Annotated in this window: 2 protein-coding genes; one reads left to right on the top strand and one right to left on the bottom strand. The window is 67.0% G+C overall.

Features of this window, described 5'->3' with window-relative positions; all coding sequences use genetic code 11:
* The coding region (locus BHU15_RS25235; protein ID WP_069629298.1) for a GlxA family transcriptional regulator at positions 1–664 on the top strand (664 nt) is incomplete at its 5' end.
* Here BHU15_RS25235 and trpS read toward each other — a convergent pair.
* Positions 631–1,629: a tryptophan--tRNA ligase gene (gene trpS / locus BHU15_RS25230; RefSeq protein WP_069629297.1), complete on the bottom strand. Its 999-nt coding sequence runs from the start codon at positions 1,627–1,629 to the stop codon at positions 631–633. The two genes, BHU15_RS25235 and trpS, sit on opposite strands and share 34 nt — an antisense overlap.
* Between the last annotated feature and the right edge of the window lie 672 nt (positions 1,630–2,301).

The raw sequence follows: 2,301 nt of genomic DNA, 5'->3' as shown, positions 1-2,301 counted from the left end.
CGGCGGCGCCTTCACCCTCGCCCAGGCCGGCCTCCTCGACGGACACCGCGCCATCACCCACTGGAACCTCACCCACCTCCTCCGCGAACACCACCCCCAGGTCACCGTCGTGTCCGACGCCCTCTTCCTCCACGACGACAACATCTGGACCTCCGCCGGCACGGCAGCCGGCATCGACCTCTGCCTCCATCTCGTCCGAACGACCCACGGAGCCGAAACAGCGGCGACCATCGCGCGCTCCATGGTCACGGCGCCCTACCGCACCGGCACCCAGGCCCAGTTCATCGAGCGGCCCACGCCCCGCGCCGACCGTGACGAGGACGCCCTCGCCTCCGTACGCGAATACGCGCTGCACCACCTCGACCAGCCGCTCACCATCACCGACCTCGCCGCCCACGCGGGCATGTCCCCCCGTTCCCTCGCCCGCCACTTCCAGGCCACCACCGGCACCACCCCCCTCCGCTGGCTCATCACCCAGCGCCTCGCGGCGGCCCAGAAGCTCCTGGAACGCACAGACCTCCCGATGGCCGAGGTCGCGGGACGCACGGGCTTCGGCAGCGAGGTGACCATGCGCCAGCACTTCGCCGGCCACCTCGGCACCAGCCCGCGCGCCTACCGCGCGGCCTTCCGTCAGCCGGCGGGCAGCAACCCGATCGCCTCATAGGCCGCGTCCACCACCGGCCGGGCCATCCCCCTGGCCCGCTCCGCCCCCTCCTTCAGAACCTGATCCACCTGACCGGGATCCGCCGCGAGCTGCGCGTGCCGCGCCCGGACCGGCCGCAACAACTCGACGACGGCCTCGGCGGTGTCCTGCTTCAGTGAGCCGTACGACTCATATACACCGGCCAGCTCGGTTGGGTTCCCACCACCGCACGCCGCCAGAATCTCCAGCAGATTCGCCACCCCCGGCTTCTCCACCGGGTCGTACTCGACCTCACGCCCGCTGTCCGTCACAGCCCGCATCACCTTCTTGCGCACCACGTCGGTCTCATCGAGCAGATAGATGATCCCGGCCCCCGACTCGTGCGACTTCCCCATCTTCGAGCCCGGATCCTGCAGATCCATGACCCGCGCCGCCACCGGCGGATTGACAGCCCTCGGGACCGTGAACGTCGGCCCGTAGCGAAGGTTGAAGCGCTCGGCCAGATCCCGCGTCAGCTCCACGTGCTGCGTCTGGTCGTCCCCGACCGGCACCTCGTCGGTGCGGTACGCGAGGATGTCCGCCGCCATCAGCGCCGGATACGTCAGCAACGACGCCCGCACGCTCTGCCCGGCGGCCTTGGCCCGCACGGACTTCTCCTTGTACTGGATCATGCGCCGCAGCTCGCCGTCCGTGGCCATGCACTCCAATAGATAGGAGAGCCGCGTATGCGCATCGACGTGACTCTGCACGAAGACGGTGCACCGGGTCGGGTCCAGCCCGGCCGCCAGCAGAAGCGTCGCCGCCTGCCGGCTGAGTCTGCGCACACGGGCCGGATCGTGCTCCACGGTCAGCGCGTGCAGATCCACGATGCTGAACAGAGCGTCGGCCCGGTACTGATCGACCTCGGCCCACCTGCGTACGGCTCCGAGATAGTTGCCCAGCGTCAGATGGCCCGTCGGCTTGACCCCGCTGAAGATCCGCGTCATCTCTCTCATCCCACTCCTGGTCGGAGCCACCGCCGAGGGGCCGGGCTCCCGGACCTCCATGAGGGGAGAAACGCGAACGGCCGCCAGAGCGGCGGCCGTTGGTCACACACGTGTCAGCAGGCCGCCGTCAGACGGCCCGCCAGCTGAAGTTGCACGCATGCGTGGTCATGGGCGCCAGAGTACGCCGCCAGTACCCCGACGACCCGAAGTTGACACGTCTTGGACGTGAACGTAATGTTCTCCGAGCTGTCCGAAGTGAGCATCGACCCCGGTCGATCCCCGGACGGTCATTCCGCAAGACCACTGCAAACGTGCGACATCCGGTCGCTCTCATTTGTGTGCGCTTTTGCGAAATGAGGAATCCGCGTTCGAACGATGGGACGCGAACCCCGATTAGCGTCGGGGGAAAGGTTCCGCTAAAGTCTCACTCGTCGGAACGGCCGCAGGGCCGGAAAGACAATCCCGCTGACTGGGAATCAGGCGCCGAAAGGTTCTGATAGAGTCGGAAACGCAAGACAGCAACACAGCAAGAACCGAAGGGAAGCCCGGAGGAAAGCCCGAGAGGGTGAGTACAAAGGAAGCGTCCGTTCCTTGAGAACTCAACAGCGTGCCAAAAGTCAACGCCAGATATGTTGATACCCCGACCTGATACACGGTTTCGTGGATCGGGTT

The organism is Streptomyces niveus, assembly GCF_001723055.1.
GTDB classification, from domain to species: domain Bacteria; phylum Actinomycetota; class Actinomycetes; order Streptomycetales; family Streptomycetaceae; genus Streptomyces; species Streptomyces niveus.
Note: the sequence above shows the minus strand (reverse complement) of the source record. Positions and strands in the feature narration are given on the sequence as shown.